The organism is Sulfitobacter sp. F26204 (assembly GCF_026410305.1).
Taxonomy (GTDB): Bacteria; Pseudomonadota; Alphaproteobacteria; order Rhodobacterales; family Rhodobacteraceae; genus Sulfitobacter.
The window spans coordinates 627,505-646,115 of record NZ_JAPMLQ010000001.1 but is presented as its reverse complement, the minus strand read 5'-3'; the positions used below and the strand labels follow the sequence as shown (position 1 = coordinate 646,115).

Sequence of the window (18,611 nt, the reverse complement as noted above, 5' to 3'; positions counted from 1 at the left end):
AGCGCCAATTGAGCCGCCAGACCCCGCGCCAACTTGACAGCAGCCCCTTGCCACCCCAGCTTGAGGACAAAGGAGTTTTCCATGCCAAGCCAACAAGAAATCGAATTTCAGGCTGCGGCTTTCCGCCGTCTGCAACGCCATCTGATGCAGGACCGCACCGATGTACAAAACATCGACATGATGAACCTGGCCGGCTTTTGCCGCAATTGCCTGTCACGCTGGTATCAAGAAGCAGCCGCCGAAGGCGGTGTCGAGATCGGCAAACAGGAAGCGCGCGAATTGTTCTACGGCATGTCCATGGACGACTGGAAAGCGAACTATCAAACTGAGGCAAAGCCAGAACAGCAAGAAGCCTTCAAGAAAGCCTTTACCGAAAATGTGGGCAAGGCATAGCGGCCCACGTTTTCGAAATCGCACAATCGCCCCATTCTCCGAAACCTCTTGCCACAATCCCCAGCACATATAGGCACGTTAGCCATTTCTTAAGGTGACGCCGGTGCTGGAACTCATCCTTCTTCCTTCTCTCCTTGGCCTTGGCCTCGCGATAGAGCTGTTGTCTTCCGAAAAGGACGACACCCCGGAAGACGACCCCCCGGTTGAGCATACTCTCTCGGAAACCACCGCCAGTTTTGACGGTACCGATGCCAAGGATCATGTGCAGGGGAACGCTCTGGACAATTATCTCTTTGGCGCTGTGGGCAATGATCTGTTGGGCGGCCACGACGGCGACGACACGCTCGAAGGTGGCATCGGCGACGACCGCCTATTCGGCAGCGCGGGTAACGACGCCGGCTGGGGCGGCGCGGGCGATGACAGGATATTTCTCGGGGACGGCGATGACACCACCGCTGCACCCTCCGGTCTCGCTCAGGATGCCGGTGATGATTTTATCCGTGGCGGTGACGGGGCCGATACCTTGATCGACACCCAGGGCAACAACCACATTCACGGCGATCTTGGACCGGATACAATTATCACCATAGACGGGTTGCAGGACGACGGCACCCTTGACCCAAAGGACGCAGGCACCCCCGATACCGTGCATGCGGGCTACGGCAATGATACGCTTATCGGGGACGACGGCGACATCTTGACCGGTGGCGAAGGCAAGGATTCATTTGTTGTCGCAACCGCGCTCCAGACCCCCGGTGCCCCGGTCGTCGTCACCGATTTCGACCTGCGCGACGACCTGTTCAGCCTTGTGTTCATGGAACAAGCCCCCGTCGACCCGACGGTGCGCTTTACCTTTGATCCGCAATCTGGCCTGATCCACGCCGCCGTCGACAATCAGGATGTCGCCACCCTGTCAGGGCTGACCGCCGCCGACATTCCGTTCATCCAGACCTATGTCACAACCCTGCCAGAGCTTATGGAAACTTAGACCGCCACCCTGCGCATTTCGTCTAGGTAAATCTCGCGCAGGCGCGGTGCGACCCGCCCCGGCTTACCACTGCCCAGTGCCACACCATCAATTTCAACCACCGGCATCACAAAGGCGCTCGCAGAGGTGACAAAAGCCTCGTCCGCCTGCTTGGCTTCATCAATGGTGAAATTACGTTCTTCCACTTCCATCTGCGCTTCTTTGGCAAAGCGCATGACCGCCGCCCGTGTGATCCCGTGCAGAATGTCGTGGCTCAAAGCCCGCGTGATGATCTTGTTGCCCTTCACGATATAGGCGTTGTTCGACGTACCCTCGGTGACACAGCCGTCTTCCACCATCCAGGCATCATCACAGCCCGCCTTCTTGGCCATCATCTTGCCCATGCTCGGATAGAGCAGTTGCACCGTCTTGATGTCGCGGCGCCCCCACCGAATATCTTCGATCGAGATTACCTTGATCCCACGTTCAGCCACCGGGTTTTCCGCCAGTCCCGGCTTTGCCTGGGTGAACAGAACAATCGTCGGCACCGTGGTTTCGGGATCGGGAAAGACAAAATCACGGTCGCCGTCAGACCCCCGCGTGATCTGCAGATAAATCAAACCTTCATCAATTTCGTTCACCCGCACCAGTTCCCGGTGCACTTCCAGGAGGTCATCCTTGCTGATCGGGTTGCGCATCTCCAAGGCCTCAAGTGACCGGTTCAACCGCACCGCATGCCCGTCATAGTCGATCAGCTTGCCATCCAGTACCGAGGTCACCTCGTAAACCCCGTCCGCCATCAGAAACCCACGGTCAAAGATCGAAATCCGTGCTTCATTCTCCGGCAGATATTCACCGTTCACATAAACTATTCTCATCTGTATTCCTTTCCTTGGGGCAGCGCCCGTTCCTCATTGGAACCCTGCCACTGGCACAGGTTCCGGGCTTGCTTCAGCCCCAAAGCGCGACTGCAGGCGGGTGGACCCCGTCAGCGTCGAATTTCAATGGATGCCTACGATCCTCGCCCAACAAAAGCGGCCCGTCCAGATCCACAACCTTGGCCCCCTGCGCCACAAGGGTTGCCGGTGCCATGGCAAGCGACGATCCAACCATGCAGCCGACCATAATATCGTATCCCTCGGCTAGGGCCGCGGCCCGCAATTTCAACGCTTCGGTCAACCCCCCGGTCTTGTCCAGCTTGATGTTCACCACGTCATATTTTCCCTTCAGATTGGGCAAGGTGCTGCAATCATGCGCAGATTCATCGGCACATACGGGCACAGGACGCGCAAGCCCGATCAGGGCATCATCCTGACCAGCCGGCAGGGGTTGCTCAACCAGTGCAACACCAAGACGCAGCAAATGCGGGGCAAGATCCGCATAAACCTCTGCCGTCCAACCCTCGTTCGCATCCACAATGATCGTCGACTCCGGCGCGCCCGCTCGCACGGCCTCCAGCCGCGGCATGTCGTCCGGCGTACCAAGCTTGATCTTCAACAACGGCCGATGCGCATGTTTGGCCGCTTGCGCCCGCATCTGCTCTGGCTCGGCCAATGACAGGGTAAAGGCGGTTATCGCAGGCTTGGGCGCAGGCAACCCCGCCAATTCCCAAACCCGCTTGCCGGTCTGCTTGGCCTGCAGATCCCACAGGGCACAATCCACCGCATTACGTGCTGCCCCCGCCGGCAACAGGTCATAAAGACCGGCACGGGTCACCTCCCCAGTTAACCCCTCGATCTGTGCCGTTACCGATTCCAGCGTTTCGCCATAGCGCGCATAGGGCACACATTCGCCCCGGCCTGTCACCGTCCCGTCCGAAACCCGAACAGTCAGCACCTTGGCCTCGGTCCGCGATCCCCGTGAAATGGTAAACACCTCCGCCAATCTGAAAATGTCCGGTGTCACCTCTATGCGCATCTCTTGCTCCTCTTTTTGGCCTTATATACCGTCCGAAATCCCGACACCCACAGGTGTCACAGTTTTTCCAGCGCTTCCGCCAACCGCTCAGCACCGTGGCGATAGGGATCAACGGTAGGCAATCCATACTCCGCCTCGATCTTTTCACAATAGGCCTGCGCCTCCTGCGCAGACAGATGCTGCGTATTGATCGAAATCCCGGCAATCTGACATTGCGCATTCGCAACCCGCGCCAGGGTCAGGGCCAGCTCACCCACCTGCCCGATTGTCGGCAATCCATAACCTGGCAACCCGCGCATATGCTTGCGTGTCGGCTCATGACAAAGGATCAGCGCATCAGGCTGGCCACCGTGGATCAATGCCAGCGTCACACCGGAATAGCTGACGTGAAACAGACTGCCCTGACCTTCGATAATATCCCAGTGATCATCGTCGTTGTCCGGCGTCAGATATTCCACCGCACCGGCCATGAAATCCGCGATCACCGCATCCAGCGGGACGCCGGACCCGGTGATCAGAATCCCGGTCTGACCTGTAGCACGAAAGGTGCTTTTCATCCCCCTTTTCTGCATCGCCGCATCCAGCGCAAGCGCCGTATACATCTTGCCGATGGAACAATCGGTCCCGACCGCAAGAACCCGCTTCCCGCGACGTTTGGTGCCATCTGCAATGGGATATTGCACATTTGGTACACGTACATCATGCAAGGTCTGCCCATTGACCTGCGAGGCGGCAACCAGATCCCCCTCATCGCCAAGCAGGTTGTGCAGCCCCGATGCAAGATCAAAGCCCATTCCCAACGCCTCAATCAGGACTTCTTTCCATGCCTGTGAAATTGTCCCGCCGCGGTTTGCCACACCGATAACCAGTGTCTTTGCCCCCGCCGCCTTGGCTTCGGCCAATGTCATATCCTTCAGGCCGACAGTCGCCGCACACCCCGCAAGCCGGAACTGGCCCACGGCATTCTCCGGGCGCCAATCCTTGATCCCCTGCGCCACCTTCGCAGCCAACTGGTCAGGCGCATCGCCCAAGAAAAGCAAATAGGGTGTTTCGATCATGGCATTTCCTCTCGTACATGGATTCGCATCATATTCACCAATATGCCCTGCAAATCTATCGCGCATCGGGCGCAATTGGCCACATTCCTGCAAGAATGTCCCGCACAAAGATCCCATTCCACAATATACTTGCGCGAAAGCCTGTGAAGAATGCTGCGCCTGCGAAATGCGGCTTGCAGGTCGACGCGCAATTTAATACCAGCGAACCAGTGAATTATCGTAATAATATGTCGCAGCAAAGGACCCCGCCATGTCATTCCGCATTCAGCCAGTCGCCCCTGCACGCCCCAACCGCTGCCAGCTTTTCGGCCCCGGCTCCAACACCAAACTCTTTGCCAAAATGGCGGCCTCGGCGGCAGATGTGATCAACCTTGATCTTGAAGATTCCGTCGCCCCCTCGGACAAGGACAGCGCCCGCGCCAATGTCATAAACGCGGTGAATACCATCGACTGGGGAAGCAAAACGCTGTCGGTGCGCATCAACGGGCTCGACACCCCCTATTGGTACAAAGACGTGGTGGACCTGATGGAACAAGCGGGCGACCGGCTTGACCAGATCATGATCCCCAAGGTGGGCTGCGCTGCAGATGTTTACGCCGTCGACGCGCTTGTCACTGCGATTGAGGCTGCCAAGGGCCGCAAGAAACGCATCTCGTTCGAGGTGATCATCGAATCCGCGGCCGGCATCGCCCATGTGGAAGAAATCGCCGCGTCCTCCCCCCGCCTCGAGGCGATGAGCCTCGGCGCCGCCGATTTTGCCGCCTCCATGGGGATGCAGACCACCGGCATCGGCGGCACGCAGGAAAACTACTATATGCTGCGCGATGGCACGCAACACTGGTCCGATCCATGGCATTGGGCACAGGCGGCGATTGTGGCCGCCTGCCGCACCCATGGGGTATTGCCGGTGGACGGCCCCTTCGGCGACTTCTCTGATGATGAAGGTTATCGCGCTCAGGCCCGCCGCTCGGCAACCCTTGGCATGGTCGGAAAATGGGCGATCCATCCCAAACAAATCGCCCTGGCCAACGAAATCTTCACCCCCTCCGAAGAGGCCGTCGCCGAAGCCCGCGAAATCCTCGCTGCAATGGAAACCGCCAAGGCCAACGGCGAAGGCGCAACCGTTTACAAAGGCCGTCTGGTGGACATCGCCAGCATCAAACAGGCCGAAGTGATCGTGCACCAATCCGAAATGCTGGCCGGCTGATCCAGTCCTGCAGGCGGGCTCAGGCCCGCTCGTCCTTGGGGGACCCCATAACCACGTAAGAGGTGATTCCATTCACCTGCGGCAAGGCCCCCAACATATCGGTGTGAAAATTCTTGTAGGCTTTGAGATCGGCACATTCGACACGCAGCAAATATTCGATTGTTCCCGTAATATTGTGACACTCCCGTACCTCGGGGGCCGCCGAAATCGCCTTTTCAAATGCCTCCTGACTGGCCTTTGAGTGATCATTCAACCCCACTCCGATATAGGCGACAAACCCCGCCCCCATCGCCGCGCGGTCCAGCACCGCACGATAGCCGGTGATCACGCCGCGCCGCTCCAGTTCCTGCACACGGCGCAAACAGGCAGAGGGCGACAGGCCCACGCGATTCGCCAGCTCGATGTTGCTGATCCGGCCATCACGACCTAGCTCGCGCAATATACTTTCGTAAATTTGATCCAAGCCCATCATTTATTGTGATATTTCCGAAATTTGGCGTAGATTCACAATTACCTGCCAGCGTATACATGTCAAACATTGCGCATGAACATAGAAATCCTCCCCGCGCTTGCGCTCTTCGCTTTTGTCAGCTCTGCCACACCGGGGCCAAACAACCTGATGCTCATGGCCTCGGGCGCAAACTACGGTTTCCGACGCACCGTGCCGCATATGTTGGGGATCTCTGTAGGTTTTGCGGTCATGATGCTGTTGACGGGCATGGGCCTTGCGCAGGTCTTTGAGCGTTTTCCCATCTCCTACACCCTGCTGAAATTCGCCAGTGTCACCTATATGTTGTATCTGGCATGGAAAATCGCAAATGCCGCCCCGATCAGAACCCGCAGTATCGACAGCCGCCCAATGACATTCCTTCAAGCTGCCAGTTTTCAATGGGTCAACCCCAAGGCCTGGGCAATGGCCCTGACGGCCATCACAGTCTATGTCGCCGACAATGGCGCATGGATGTTGCTTATCGGGGCGCTGTGTTTTGCCATGGTAAACCTGCCTTCCGTGTCTTTCTGGACCGTTATGGGTCAGCAAATGGCGCGTTTCCTGACCAACCCCGGACGTTTGCGCCTGTTCAACTGGACAATGGCCGCGCTGTTGATTGCATCGCTTTATCCTTTGCTGCAAATGGGGTGATAGGCGCCACGGGTGCCGTGCTATTGATTGCAAACCCTCTGCGCAGCCGCCATATAGATGCCCAAAGGCGGAGACCAAAATGACACAATACCTCGATTTTGAAAAACCACTTGCAGAGATTGAAGGCAAAGCCGAAGAATTACGCGCTTTGGCCCGCGCAAACGAGGAAATGGACATCACCGCAGAGGCCAAGGCGCTGGACGCCAAAGCCGTCAAAATGCTCGACGATCTCTATGGCTCGCTGACACCCTGGCGCAAGTGCCAGGTAGCCCGCCACCCAGAACGCCCCCACTGCAAGAACTACATCGAAGCATTGTTCAGTGAATTCACCCCCCTTGCCGGTGACCGTAATTTTGCCGACGATCTGGCGGTGATGGGTGGTCTGGCGCGGTTTAACGATCAGCCTGTTGTCGTGATCGGTCATGAGAAAGGTAACGATACCAAATCGCGAATCGAAAGAAACTTCGGCATGGCCCGTCCCGAAGGGTACCGCAAGGCCGTGCGCCTGATGGAGCTTGCACACAAGTTCAACCTCCCCGTGATCACTTTGGTCGACACCCCAGGTGCATACCCCGGCAAAGGTGCCGAAGAACGCGGCCAGTCCGAGGCGATTGCCCGCTCGACCGAGAAATGTCTTCAAATCGGCGTGCCACTGATCAGCGTGATCATTGGCGAAGGCGGCTCCGGCGGCGCCGTCGCTTTCGCCACCGCCAACCGCGTCGCAATGATGGAACATTCCGTTTATTCCGTGATCACCCCGGAAGGCTGCGCCTCGATCCTGTGGAAAGATTCAGAGAAAATGCGCGAAGCGGCAGAAGCCATGCGCCTGACAGCAGATGACCTGCGCAAATTGGGCGTCACAGACCGCATCATTCCTGAGCCAAAAGGCGGTGCCCACCGCAATCCGGAGGCCGCGATCGAATCGGTGCGCACCGCGATCGAGGAAATGTTGGCGGAATTGGACGGCAAAAATGCCAAGGCGCTGATTGCAGACCGTCGTCGTAAATATCTGGACATGGGTGCCAAGGGGCTGGCGGCCTAGAACTTCATCCGAAACCGCGGCCCCGGCGGTGCCAGGCTTTCAAACCCCGCGGCCTGATAGATGGCCGCGGCGGCCTTGTTTCCAGGATGCGTCCCAACAGTCAAATACCGACAACCAAGTGATTTGGTCAGCGCCAGCGATGCCGCAATCAAGGCCCGCCCGACACCAGCGCCGCGCGCCTTCGGCTGAACAAACAGATGATGCATGTCCATCCCGCGCACACCAAACTGCAACTGCGCCAGCGGGCACAATGCCGTATACCCCAAGAGCGCCCTGCCCTCTTGCGCGACCAAAACCCGCAACCAGGGTTCCGTGCCAAGACAATCACGCGCCAGATCGGACAGGGTAACCTGCGCCGCATCCCCGTGATGCGCGGCCAAACCCTGCACCATGTCCAGCACCAGAGGCAGGTCTTCAGATTCAACGGGTCGAATTGAACTTTCTGTCATTTGAGGTCTCCAAACCGGACGCCACAAACGAAAAAACCGCGCAAGTGGCGGCTGGTATCTCTTGAATAGGGAAATTGGCCGCGATCAGGGAAAGCGACGATAAGAACAGATATGCAATGGCATAGACATGCGCGAACCATGCAAAACCCGCAGCCTCAGGTCAACCCGCCAACATCCGCAGCCCCTGCGTCACATCCGACCTCACCGCCAGCCGCAACCCCGGTTCATCCCCCGCCTTGAGTGCGGCAAGGATCAACCGGTGAAACTGCGGTGGCTCGGTACGGCGCAAACGGCCGTAAAGGGCACGCATCGTCGGCCCCATCTGCAACCACACGGTCTCTGCCATGGCCAGCATCGCGGGGGCCTGCGCACGCAGGTAAAGCGTGCGGTGAAACTCTAGGTTGGTGCGGATATAGGCAACTGCATCACCACGCTGCACCGCATCGGCAATCGCCGTGTTGATGATTTGCATCCGCTCGATCAAGGCCATATGCGCTCGCGGCAAGGCACGGCTGGCAAGCTCGACCTCCAACAGCGCCCTCAGCGCGGCCAGCTCCTCGATCCGGTCGTTGCTCAGTTCCGGTGTGGCAATGCGTCCCGAACTCGACATGGTCAGCGCCCCTTCGGCCACCAACCGCCGTGCCGCCTCACGCGCAGGTGTCATCGACACGTTATAGTCCTTGCCGATCCCGCGCAGGGTCAAGGCCTGACCGGGCGGCAGATCCCCATGCATGATCCGGCTGCGTAGATGTCGGAACACGCGGTCATGGGCCACTGTGGTGGCTTCTGTAGGGCGGGCGGTCAGGGTCATACCTCCATGTGATCACAATCTCAGAACCCGTCAAGAATAATATAACAAGTAACCTTGGCGTTAGTTTTCAGCCCTATGTCACCTGCAAGTTACATGATGAACGACTCCAACAAGATCTCGACACAAGCCTTCGTGAAAATCAGAACCATCGGCCTTGCAGTGGCAGGGATCATCTGTGCCGCCTATGTGCTTGCAACTTTATTCGGCGCAACATTTGCAGGGCTGCCCCATTGGCCCATGATCACCGCGGCATTGTCATCGCCGTGATCTTTACCCTGACCACCTTCTTTGCAGGCTCTTGCAACACCGTTGCATCGCCGGTCGAAATCGATCAAGCCGACCGGCGTAGCGCCGAAAATCTTGGGTTCTGGACTGCAATCATCACGAGGGTATTGATATGGCAGGCCGACCTTGGCGGTGCCAAGCAACTGGCCGTCACGCTCATGCTGATCTCGGTCGTGAAACCGTTGACTCATATGTATCTTGAACTGTGGAGGCGAAAATGACCCTGATCACCCATCTTGCCGAACACCGAAAGACCGCTAGGCTGACGCAGGCGAAATTGGCTCAGGCTGTTGGCGTGTCACGCAAAACCATCAACACCATAGAAAACAACGTCTTTGTGCCCTCAACGGTGCTGGCCCTGAAGCTTGCCGCCAGGCTGGAAGTCAGTGTGCATGATCTGTTTGTTCTGCCCGAAAACACCAATCCAAAGGAAACAACATGAGCAATCCATGGCTCCTTCTTATCATTGCCGGCCTGTTCGAAATCATCTGGGCAAGTGCGATGAAAGCCTCCGACGGCTTCACCAAAATCGGGCCAAGCGTGCTGACCGGTGTGGCCGCTTTCATCAGCTTCTGGCTGCTTGCCGCCGCGATGAAAGACTTGCCGCTGGGTACCGCCTATGCCGTCTGGGTCGGAATCGGTATCATTGGCGCGGCATTGGCCGGCATCATGCTGTTTGGCGATGCGGCCACGCCCGCGCGCCTTGCCGGAATCGCCCTGATCATCGCGGGAATCACGATGCTAAAACTCGCCTAGAACTTATACCGGTGCAGCATGTTCCCGTTCTGTCGCAACCAGCCACGTGGTGCCTTGTACGGTCCGTAAATCCGCTCCACTCCCGCCCAGAACGCGGGCGAATGGTTCATCTCGGCCAGATGCGCGACCTCATGCGCCGCAACATAATCCAGCACCTCGGGCGGGGCCATGATCAGACGCCAGGAAAACATCAGCCCGCCGTCACTGGTACAGGATCCCCATCGCGACCGCGTGTCGCGCATTGTGATCCGCGAATAGGGCCGCCCCAACCTTGCAGCATAATCATCGCAGGCCCCCGCCAGCCGGTCCCGCGCCACCTGTTTCAGATAGGCACCCAGCCGCGCGCCTACACGTTCTTTCGGTCCCGGAACCGCAATCCCTGTTTCGCCAATCTGCACGGATCTGCCCACGCCCGCCACCACCGGCAACAGGCGACCACCCAACGGCAGTTCTGTCCCCAATCCCACATGCACATCCGCCCCCCGCGCCTCAAGATGATCACGAATCCACCCCTCTTTCGCGCGGGCAAAAGCGACCGCTTCCCGTGCCGCCAGCCGTTTGGGCACGGTCAGGGTCACGCGCCCGTCCAATTGCGAAATCCGCAGCGTGATCCGCCGCGCACGGGCGGAACGGCGCAAAATCAGATCAATAGGGGGGGTGCCGGGCAAGGTTATGTCGTTCAATGGAGGGGCTCTCGAGGCAGCGGAGGCTAAAGCCTTTGACTATCCCCCCCTCATATGGCAATTGCCCTGAATCAGCTAGACCAACATCACCAAGCAAATGAAATTTTAAGAAGGGGTGTTTCATGCCCAAGGAAGAATGGGGAACCAAACGTCTTTGCCCGACCTCGGGCAAGCGGTTCTACGACCTGAACAAAGATCCCATCATCAGCCCTTATACCGGCGAGGTACTGGAGATCGACGCAGCCAAGTCGCGGATGATCGCCGCTGATGCCGAAGATGCGGTAACAGCCAAGGCAAAGAACGCGGAGGATGTAACCGACGAGGATGTAGTACTCGACGACGAGGATGACGTGGATGTGGACCTCGACGACGATATCCTCGACGATGACGACGATGATGATGATACCGTTCCACTGGACGATATCGCCGACGTTGCGACACCCGACGACGACTAATTTCGCGCTGGGCGGGCAAGGAAAGAATTTTTCCCTTGATCCCGCCCGCACTAGGCACTAGTCACGCGCCACGACCCTGGGCCACGGCCCAATGGGGCATTAGCTCAGCTGGGAGAGCGCCTGCATGGCATGCAGGAGGTCAGCGGTTCGATCCCGCTATGCTCCACCATTTCCTTCCTGTGAAGTTGGTGAAACGTCTTGGGCCTGTTTCAAGGCTGACTGACCTCCATCCGCTCTGCCGCCAGTCTGTGACAACAGTTCGATTCCGCGGGAATCGGTTTTGCGCCCTACAATCTGGTTCGGGCAGCAGCCCCGCAGTTTCCGCATGGCTTGATACCAGTCTCTAATATAGACGGGCCGCTTCATCCGCGCTGTGATCCTCCTGCACCTCGTCCAGCGTTTGATCACGGTCAACCGTTGCCAACACCCATTCAGCCAATGTCGGTGCCGCTTTGCGTTCCGGCCATCCGTCCGGGTGCCACAGACGTGACCGGATCAGCGATTTCGAACAATGCATGAACGCCTCTTCGACATCAATTACCAGCGCAAGCAGCGGCTCACGTCCTTTGATCCCGTGGCGTTTGCTGATGGCAGCATCCCGAACGATGCGTGCCTTGCCTGCGATACGCAGCGTATCACCATGACCGGGCACAATGAACAAAAGCGCCACATTGGGGTCTTCCAGCAAGTTCTGAAACCCGTCGACCCGATGATTGCCAAGCCGGTCAGGAATGATCAGCGTCCGATCGTCATAGACTTCGACAAAACCGGCAGGGTCCCCTTTGGGCGAAACGTCAATCAACCCTTCCGACGATTTTGTCGCCACGATGACAAAGGGCGCAAGTCCGATGAACCTGCGGGCCACATCATTCAGCCGGTCACTCACCTTCAGAAAGGTATTCACAAACCCTTCCGTCGGCAGCAGCTCCCGCAGCCGCTCAACAGTTCTGATCTCCTCATCAACGCTAAGCACAGGACCCTCCAGTCGGAAAATGAAAACAACCCTAACGACCGCCGCACGGTCCGCAAAGCAATTATTGCGCACAGGGCATTGCGCGCACCGGACACGACCCCACTTGGCCCTCTGCCCCATACCCGCTAAACAGCCGCTCAAGCGCATGCTGCGCAAAGGCATCCCATGACCCCCTTCATCCTCAACAGGCTGGCTGATCTGCAAACCCTGACCGCTGACACAATCATCGACGTGCGGGCCCCTTGCGAATTTGCCAGGGATCACATCCCCGGTGCCATCAATCTGCCGGTGCTGGATGACGCAGAGCGTGCACAGATAGGTACGATCTACGCCCGCATTTCCCCCTTCCACGCCCGCAAGACCGGCGGCGCATTGGTTGCTCAGAACACCGCCCGTCATCTCCAGGGCTCACTCGCGGAAAAGGACGGTGCCTGGCAGCCACTGGTCTATTGTTGGCGCGGCGGACAACGCTCCGCTGCCTTTGCAACGATTCTCGATCAGATCGGCTGGCGTGTACGCCTGCTTCAAGGCGGTTATCAAAGCTATCGCCGCGCCGTCGTCGATACCCTCTATGAAGCCCCGGTCAACCATCGCATGTGCCTGATCCAGGGCGGCACCGGAACGGCCAAAACCGCCCTGCTGCACCACCTTGCCCGACAGGATGCACAAATTCTTGACCTCGAAGGTCTGGCCGCACATCGCGGATCACTGTTTGGCAGCATTGAAAAGGCGCAGCCGGCGCAAAAGATGTTCGAAAGCAGCATTGCCGCCGCGCTGGGCACGCTCGATCCCGACAGGATTACCTTTGTCGAAGCAGAAAGCAGCAAGATCGGCGCACGCCTGATTCCCCCGGCACTCTGGACCGCAATGAACAGGGCGGCACAGATCCGGATAACCGCGCCGATTACCGCGCGCGCAGAATTCCTCTGCCGCGCCTATGGCGATCTGACCCAGGACGCCGCGAAACTGGCCGGTCTGATCGACCGCTTGCGCCCCTATCATTCAGCCAGCCACATCGACAGCTGGCACGCCCAGGCCCGAAACCGCGACTGGGTCTCCCTCGCCGCAGGGCTGATTTCGGCGCATTACGATCCGCGCTATGCCAAATCCACGCCTGTCGGGGAGCGGACCATCAAACAGGTTGATCTGCCCGACCTCGACGAGGCAACCCTCGCAAAGGCCGCCAAAGCCATCTGCGCCGAAGTCACCTAAGCTCTACACGGCCATTGCCCCGGGACAGTCGACCGATGGTCACACCGCAACATCCCCGCGCCTGCAGGGCCGCCTTGACTTCTCCTTCCCGATCCTGCCCCACAGCGGCCAGTAACCCCCCTGCCGTCTGCGGATCATGCATCAACGGGTCATCCTTGCCTGCAACCGGCGCATCCACCCGGTTGGAGGGCATCAAGCTCGAAGAGACTCCCGCCCGTGACAAGGCCCGTGCCCCCGCGTAAACCGGTATCGCCTCCGCCTGCAGCACCGCATCCAGCCCCGACGCCACACAGATCGCCCGCACATGCCCCGCCAATCCAAAGCCCGTCACATCCGTCATCGCATGGGCGACCTTACCCAGAACCTCTGCCTCCCGATCCTGCGGGCTGGCCATCACACCAAGGGCCGCTGCCACATCGCGCCCCTCTGCCTGTCCTGCCATATCCGCCGCCATGATCACCCCTGATCCGATCGGCCGCGTCAGAATCAATACGTCTCCCGCTTGCGCCCCAGACACGGTCAGCGGCATCTTCTCGCGCGTGCCCGTCACCGTGAACCCAAGGGTCAGCTCCGCCCCCATGGTCGTATGCCCCCCGACCAACTGCGCTCCCGCCGCCTGAACCACTGCTTCAGTTTCGCGCATTATTTCCTTCAGGATCCGCGCCTGCAATACCGCCGACATATGCGGCAGTACGATCGAGGCAAGCACCACCTGCGGCTGCGCGCCCATCGCCCAGACATCACCCAGGGCATGAACTGCCGCGATACGCGCCATCAGGGCGGGGTCTTCGATCAGACCGCGCAGATGATCGGTGCTGATCACCTGAAACCCGCCCCCCGTCTGACGCAGCACTGCCGCATCGTCGCCGGTACCAGTCACCACCTCCCCGCTCCCACGCGCGATTCCCGCCAAGGCACCGGTCAACACACCTCCGCCCACCTTGGCACCGCAGCCGCCACACAGAGGCCTGGCCGCCATCATCTCGGCAACGCCCAATGCTGCCACGCCGGTTGCCGCCGGGGCCACCATCGCCGGCAAATTCCGCAAATGCTGCATGAACCTGCGGTCAATCCGGTCCTTCCAGCGCCAAAGCAACGGCCCCGACAATGCCAGCCCGAAATTTTCCGCGATGGCAGACTTTTCCCCCAGCGAAACCAGTTTCAGATAGTGCTTTTGCGGTGTCCATTTCCTGCGCCGACCGCCGCTAAGGGCGGCCCGTAAATTGCGGTGCAATACCGGTGCCGCCCGCACCGCAAAAACCCCCGCCTTGGGTCTCGGCGCATGCGGCATCACCGCACAATCGCCCACCGCAAACAATGCCGCATCCCCCGAGACCCCCAGATCGGGACCAACCTCTATAAATCCCGCTTGCTGCGGCAAATCCGTGCGGGCGACCCACTCCTGGGCAAAGGCTCCGGCTGCCCCCACGCAGAGCGCCGCAGGCACCGCTGCCTGCCCTTCGATCACCACCTGACCCGCCGTGACTTCACGCACCTCGGCATTGACCCGCAGGGCGATGCCAAGATCCGCCATCGCGTCCAGGACATGACGCCGCGCCTGCGCGCCCATTCCTGACACCTGTGGGCCTGCCTCAATGACCGTCACACGCGGTTCCACCCCCGCACCGCGTAGGGCAAAAGCCATCGCCATGGCCAGTTCGCAGCCCGCCACACCGCCACCGATGACCGCCACCACAGGATCAATGTCACCCCGTGTGACCTGCGCCAGAAATTCCCGCCATCGGGCCGCATAACCATCCAGCGGCTTGGCCCCGATCCCATGCACGGCAAATCCGGCGACATCCAGCTGCGCCGTAATCCCCACATCGATCGACCCCACATCATAAGCCACCGCAGGCCGATCCGCCAGAATCACCTCCCGGCGGTGCCGGTCAATCCCCACAGCTCTGTCCAGAATCAGACGTGCCCCGGCATGGCGGCACAGACGAACCAGATCAATCTCCAGAAGATCACGGCCGTAATGCCCTGCCACATAGCCGGGCAGCATCCCCGTATAGGGTGCTGTCGGCCCCGGATTGATCAGCGTCACCCGCACCCCCGGCATGGGATTCATCCCCCAGGCCCGCAACACCAGCGCATGAGCATGCCCACCTCCGACCAACACCAGATCACGCGTAAAAGGCACAGTATTCAACACGAAACTTCTCTTTTTGGCCCAAAATACCGCGGAGTTTGAGGCAGAGCCTCAAATCCCGATTTGCCAAAGGCAAATCAATAAAATCGCATGCGGGCTTGCCCCGCGCTTGTCCCATACCAGTATGCGCATCCAGGCCGCCATTGAAATCCCCTTGGGGTGATCGCACCGGAGCTTCCGGTTAAAACCTGGCCTAGCGCGTCAACCGTCGCTTCAGCCGCGCATCAAGCAAGTCACAACAGCGCCCGGTCAGCTTGGCCAGTATCAAATCAAAGGCCAGCACTTCCTCAACGCTCAAGACTTCCAGCATACGCTGATTGTTGCGCATGACTTCCGCAAATGCCCGCATATACAGTTTCGCCCCCTTGCCTGTCAGCTCCAGCACGCTGGCACGCCCGTCATCCGGGTCGGGCGAGGTGAACAATAGCCCCTTGGCCAGCAGTGATTTGACAACCCGGCTTGTCTGGCTCTTGTCCATCAACAACAGATCCGCCAAGGCACGCGCACGGGCTGGCGCGCGCCCCTGCACCAGTGCCAGCAACCGCCATTCATTCGTGCTCAGGTCAAAAAAACGCAATGTCCTGCCCTGCGCGACGCGCTCTTCAACAGCGACAAGTCGCTGCAATCTAAAGCTAAACACTTCCTCTATCGTCTCGACAACCGGATGTTTGCCCACATGCCCGGCACCATCGACTCTCGTCTCCAATCCACCGGTCATAAGTCCTCCATAGGCGCAACAGAATGCCATTTAGTTGAGAAACTTCGCATTTCATGTCAACTCGCCATATCAGGTGGGGACCGGCGCTGAAAACAAACCCATGTACATTCATGCGCGAAACCCTTAAGGGCGGGCGAAACACACGCCTCGGCCCCCGGCCTGAGGCTGCCGCGCAGGTTGCTCGGCTCCCCTCAGAACAGGACGAAACCCGTGATCCAGACAATCGCAGATGCGCTTGAAGCCCAAGGCTATGAAACACTGACTGCTGTACAGACTGCCGTCACCGACCCGGCATTGACCGAGGCCGATCTCCTGGTCTCGGCTCAGACCGGCTCGGGCAAGACGGTCGCCTTCGGCCTCGCCATGGCCCCAACCTTGCTGGGAGAGTCACCAAGGTTCGGCCCTGCCGATGCCCCTCTGGCACTGGTCATCGCGCCGACCCGCGAACTCGCCATGCAAGTAGCCCGCGAACTGACCTGGCTTTATGCCAAGGCTGGGGCAACGGTGACCACCTGCGTCGGCGGCATGGACCAGCGCAGCGAACGCCGCGCCCTTGATCGCGGAGCACATGTGGTCGTCGCTACCCCCGGTCGCCTGTGTGACCATATCAAACGTGGCAACATCGACCTCAGCGATTTGCGCGCCGTAATTCTCGACGAAGCGGATGAAATGCTCGACATGGGGTTTCGCGACGAGCTTGAATTCATCCTGTCCGAAGCCCCCGAAGACCGCCGCACATTGATGTTTTCGGCGACCGTGCCGGCTGCCATCGCCAAACTGGCAAAATCCTACCAGAAAGACGCGCAGCGAATCGCCACCATCGGTGAGGCCAAACAGCACGCAGACATTGAATACCGTGCTCTGAACGTGCATCCGCGCGACACAGAAAACGCCATCATCAACGTATTGCGGTTTTACGAAGCCAAGAACGCCATTGTCTTTTGCAACACCCGCGCCGCAGTGACACGCCTGACAACGAAATTCACCAACCGCGGCTTTTCAGTGGTCGCCCTTTCCGGTGAATTGTCGCAATCCGAACGCACCAATGCCCTGCAAGCCTTGCGCGATGGCCGGGCGCGTGTCTGTGTCGCCACCGATGTCGCCGCCCGCGGCATTGACCTGCCCAACCTCGAACTGGTGATCCACGCCGATCTGCCAAGCAACGCAGATACATTACTGCACCGGTCCGGGCGCACCGGCCGTGCCGGGCGCAAGGGGGTCTCCGCCCTGATCGTCCCCGCCAAACTCAAGACCAAAGCAAACCGCCTGTTGGGCTGGGCAAAGCTCTCTGCAACCTGGGCAGGTGCCCCCACCGCCGAAGAGGTCAACGCCGCAGATGAAGAACGTCTGCTTGCCGATCCCGCATGGTCGAACCCCGCCCCAAGTGATGCCGCGGATTTCGTGACCTCTCTCACCGAAAGGTTCACACCGGAACAACTCGCCACTGCTTTCGTGAACCTTTATCGTGCCCGTGCCTCCGCCCCCGAAGACCTCACCGATCCGGGCAACAAGGACGATCGCCCGCGCCCTTCCTTTGGCCCATCGGTCTGGTTCTCGATATCAACCGGACGCAATGATGGAGCCGAACCGCGCACATTGCTGCCAATGATCTGCAACAAGGGTGACCTGACCAAGGACGACATCGGCGCAATACGCGTCCAGCAGGATCACAGCTTTGTCGAAATCCTCGCGTCCTCAGCGGATAAATTTATGAATGCAATCGGCCCCGATCGCGTGGTCGAAGCCGGTGCCATTGTCACCAAACTCGACAAGGCCCCCGATCTGCCCCGTGGCCGGTCGGACCGTGGGCCACGCCCCGACAAAGGCCCAAAACCGCCACACCGCAAGTCCAGCTATGACCCCGATGCCGCAGCGGCCCCGCGTAAACCGCGCCCTGCCCCTGCAAACGCCCCAGCGGGCGAGGCACGTGCGGAAAAGCCCAAATTCGACAAACCAAAACACAAACATGCGGATAAGCCCAAAGGCGAACGCCCGCCCAAGTCTCACAAGACAGAGCGCAGCCCGATGAAACCCGGTGCTACCCCAAGGCCAAAGGCAAACGGGGACGCGCCTGCAAAACCAAAGGCCAAAGCGGTCTGGAAAAAGGACAGCCCCAAGGCGAACGCCCCGCGCGGTGCAAAACCCAAAAGCGGCAAACCCTTCAAAGCCCGCGAAGAAGGCAGTGGTGGCGCGAAAACCTACAAACGCGCCACAGACCCATCCAAACGCTTTACCCCACCGAACAAGATCGGCAAAGCCGGCGGCAAACCCAAGAACAAAGGCGGGGCCACCACCCCGCGCCGGGGCAAGTAACAGCGGCCACAAGGACCGGAAACTTTCAAAGGTTCCGACCGCTTTCTTTGAAAGAAAGCGGGACCACCCAGCACAA

The 18,611-nt window shown here is 59.4% G+C and carries 21 protein-coding genes and 1 tRNA gene; 12 read left to right on the top strand and 10 right to left on the bottom strand.

Going from position 1 to position 18,611, the window contains the following annotated elements; all coding sequences use genetic code 11:
* The first annotated feature begins 81 nt into the window (after positions 1 to 81).
* Positions 82 to 393 (top strand): DUF1244 domain-containing protein, encoded by a 312-nt coding sequence (locus OS190_RS03070; protein ID WP_267157188.1) that lies wholly within the window; start codon positions 82 to 84, stop codon positions 391 to 393.
* 103 nt (positions 394 to 496) lie between these two features.
* A complete protein-coding gene (locus OS190_RS03065) occupies positions 497 to 1,381 on the top strand; it encodes a calcium-binding protein (RefSeq protein WP_267157187.1) in 885 nt (294 codons plus the stop codon).
* Here the strand turns inward: OS190_RS03065 and OS190_RS03060 are convergent.
* The 3 genes from OS190_RS03060 to dgcN form a co-directional block, all read right to left on the bottom strand.
* The gene (locus OS190_RS03060) at positions 1,378 to 2,238 is read right to left on the bottom strand and encodes a D-amino-acid transaminase (RefSeq protein WP_267157186.1); all 861 of its coding nucleotides are present in this window, start codon (positions 2,236 to 2,238) and stop codon (positions 1,378 to 1,380) included. The genes OS190_RS03065 and OS190_RS03060 overlap by 4 nt on opposite strands.
* Before the next feature lie 73 nt (positions 2,239 to 2,311).
* Entirely contained in the window at positions 2,312 to 3,277 is a 966-nt protein-coding gene (gene dgcA, locus OS190_RS03055) for an N-acetyl-D-Glu racemase DgcA (protein ID WP_267157185.1), read from the bottom strand.
* A 56-nt stretch (positions 3,278 to 3,333) separates the two neighbouring features.
* Positions 3,334 to 4,335, bottom strand: coding sequence for an N-acetyltransferase DgcN (dgcN, locus tag OS190_RS03050; protein ID WP_267157184.1), 1,002 nt, complete (start codon positions 4,333 to 4,335; stop codon positions 3,334 to 3,336).
* 250 nt (positions 4,336 to 4,585) lie between these two features.
* Between dgcN and OS190_RS03045 the strand changes: the two genes are divergently transcribed.
* Positions 4,586 to 5,542 carry an L-malyl-CoA/beta-methylmalyl-CoA lyase gene (locus OS190_RS03045; protein ID WP_267157183.1) on the top strand — a complete coding sequence of 319 codons (957 nt, stop codon included), beginning with the start codon at positions 4,586 to 4,588 and terminating at the stop codon, positions 5,540 to 5,542.
* 19 nt (positions 5,543 to 5,561) lie between these two features.
* Here the strand turns inward: OS190_RS03045 and OS190_RS03040 are convergent, their stop codons facing one another.
* A complete protein-coding gene (locus tag OS190_RS03040) occupies positions 5,562 to 6,014 on the bottom strand; it encodes an Lrp/AsnC family transcriptional regulator (RefSeq protein WP_267157182.1) in 453 nt (150 codons plus the stop codon).
* 72 nt (positions 6,015 to 6,086) lie between these two features.
* On the opposite strand from OS190_RS03040, the gene OS190_RS03035 reads away from it, so the two are divergent.
* Positions 6,087 to 6,683, top strand: a complete 597-nt coding sequence (locus OS190_RS03035) for a LysE family translocator (RefSeq protein ID WP_267157181.1) — start codon at positions 6,087 to 6,089, stop codon at positions 6,681 to 6,683.
* Positions 6,684 to 6,762: 79 nt separating this feature from the next.
* Entirely contained in the window at positions 6,763 to 7,725 is a 963-nt protein-coding gene (locus tag OS190_RS03030; protein ID WP_267157180.1) for an acetyl-CoA carboxylase carboxyltransferase subunit alpha, read from the top strand.
* Here OS190_RS03030 and OS190_RS03025 read toward each other — a convergent pair.
* Both OS190_RS03025 and OS190_RS03020 read right to left on the bottom strand, forming a co-directional pair.
* A complete protein-coding gene (locus OS190_RS03025; protein WP_267157179.1) occupies positions 7,722 to 8,174 on the bottom strand; it encodes a GNAT family N-acetyltransferase in 453 nt (150 codons plus the stop codon). The genes OS190_RS03030 and OS190_RS03025 overlap by 4 nt on opposite strands.
* Positions 8,175 to 8,334: 160 nt before the next feature.
* Complete coding sequence (locus OS190_RS03020) at positions 8,335 to 8,985, bottom strand: GntR family transcriptional regulator (RefSeq protein WP_267157178.1); 651 nt, start codon at positions 8,983 to 8,985, stop codon at positions 8,335 to 8,337.
* Positions 8,986 to 9,215: 230 nt separating this feature from the next.
* On the opposite strand from OS190_RS03020, the gene OS190_RS03015 reads away from it, so the two are divergent.
* The 3 genes from OS190_RS03015 to OS190_RS03005 are packed head-to-tail and all read left to right on the top strand — an operon-like array spanning position 9,216 to position 10,026.
* The gene (locus OS190_RS03015) at positions 9,216 to 9,491 is read left to right on the top strand and encodes a hypothetical protein (protein ID WP_267157177.1); all 276 of its coding nucleotides are present in this window, start codon (positions 9,216 to 9,218) and stop codon (positions 9,489 to 9,491) included.
* Positions 9,488 to 9,712, top strand: a complete 225-nt coding sequence (locus OS190_RS03010; RefSeq protein ID WP_267157176.1) for a helix-turn-helix transcriptional regulator — start codon at positions 9,488 to 9,490, stop codon at positions 9,710 to 9,712. Before OS190_RS03015 ends, OS190_RS03010 begins: the two co-directional genes overlap by 4 nt.
* A complete protein-coding gene (locus OS190_RS03005) occupies positions 9,709 to 10,026 on the top strand; it encodes a DMT family transporter (protein WP_267157175.1) in 318 nt (105 codons plus the stop codon). The genes OS190_RS03010 and OS190_RS03005 overlap by 4 nt, the downstream gene beginning before the upstream one ends.
* On the opposite strand, the gene OS190_RS03000 is transcribed toward OS190_RS03005, so the two are convergent.
* Complete coding sequence (locus OS190_RS03000) at positions 10,023 to 10,709, bottom strand: M48 family metallopeptidase (RefSeq protein ID WP_267157174.1); 687 nt, start codon at positions 10,707 to 10,709, stop codon at positions 10,023 to 10,025. The two genes, OS190_RS03005 and OS190_RS03000, sit on opposite strands and share 4 nt — an antisense overlap.
* A 122-nt stretch (positions 10,710 to 10,831) precedes the next feature.
* Between OS190_RS03000 and OS190_RS02995 the strand changes: the two genes are divergently transcribed.
* On the top strand, positions 10,832 to 11,164 hold the full coding sequence (locus OS190_RS02995) for a TIGR02300 family protein (protein ID WP_267157173.1): 333 nt from the start codon (positions 10,832 to 10,834) through the stop codon (positions 11,162 to 11,164).
* 93 nt (positions 11,165 to 11,257) lie between these two features.
* A tRNA-Ala gene (locus OS190_RS02990) sits at positions 11,258 to 11,333 on the top strand.
* A gap of 174 nt (positions 11,334 to 11,507) precedes the next feature.
* Here the strand turns inward: OS190_RS02990 and OS190_RS02985 are convergent.
* Positions 11,508 to 12,137 carry an MSMEG_1061 family FMN-dependent PPOX-type flavoprotein gene (locus OS190_RS02985; protein WP_267157172.1) on the bottom strand — a complete coding sequence of 210 codons (630 nt, stop codon included), beginning with the start codon at positions 12,135 to 12,137 and terminating at the stop codon, positions 11,508 to 11,510.
* Between the two features lie 165 nt (positions 12,138 to 12,302).
* Between OS190_RS02985 and mnmH the strand changes: the two genes are divergently transcribed.
* Positions 12,303 to 13,349 carry a tRNA 2-selenouridine(34) synthase MnmH gene (mnmH, locus tag OS190_RS02980; protein ID WP_267157171.1) on the top strand — a complete coding sequence of 349 codons (1,047 nt, stop codon included), beginning with the start codon at positions 12,303 to 12,305 and terminating at the stop codon, positions 13,347 to 13,349.
* Here the strand turns inward: mnmH and selD are convergent.
* Together selD and OS190_RS02970 are read right to left on the bottom strand one after the other, a co-directional pair.
* A complete protein-coding gene (gene selD / locus OS190_RS02975; protein WP_267157170.1) occupies positions 13,342 to 15,507 on the bottom strand; it encodes a selenide, water dikinase SelD in 2,166 nt (721 codons plus the stop codon). The genes mnmH and selD overlap by 8 nt on opposite strands.
* A gap of 190 nt (positions 15,508 to 15,697) precedes the next feature.
* Positions 15,698 to 16,222, bottom strand: a complete 525-nt coding sequence (locus tag OS190_RS02970; protein ID WP_267157169.1) for a MarR family winged helix-turn-helix transcriptional regulator — start codon at positions 16,220 to 16,222, stop codon at positions 15,698 to 15,700.
* Between the two features lie 210 nt (positions 16,223 to 16,432).
* On the opposite strand from OS190_RS02970, the gene OS190_RS02965 reads away from it, so the two are divergent.
* On the top strand, positions 16,433 to 18,535 hold the full coding sequence (locus OS190_RS02965) for a DEAD/DEAH box helicase (protein ID WP_267157168.1): 2,103 nt from the start codon (positions 16,433 to 16,435) through the stop codon (positions 18,533 to 18,535).
* Positions 18,536 to 18,611 lie beyond the last annotated feature (76 nt).